Genomic DNA, 259 nt, shown 5'->3' on the forward strand with positions numbered 1-259 from the left:
CTGAGCTTATGCTGGAAATCTTTTCTCTGGTTTTTTATCTTTTCATGACATAAAGCTACTCTTTTTTTCTGTTTCTGATAGTTCCGGCTTTCTTTTTCACAGTGGGAGAGCTTTCTCTGTTCTCTTGCAAGTTTTTTCTCTGCTTTTCTGTAAAACATAGGGTACCCGGCTCTTTCTCCTGTAGAAAATACACACATTCCCTGCATGGCAAAATCGATCCCAAGAAATCTCTCTGCCGGTCTTTTTTCCACTGTTTGGT

The 259-nt window shown here is 39.8% G+C and carries 1 protein-coding gene; it reads right to left on the reverse strand.

Going from position 1 to position 259, the window contains the following annotated elements; all coding sequences use genetic code 11:
• Positions 1-259, reverse strand: a 259-nt coding sequence (locus tag DWX61_RS18765) for a transposase (RefSeq protein WP_207665001.1), incomplete at both ends; no start/stop codon positions are given.

It is taken from the genome of Ruminococcus sp. AF20-12LB, from assembly GCF_003478985.1.
GTDB lineage: Bacteria > Bacillota > Clostridia > Lachnospirales > Lachnospiraceae > Blautia_A.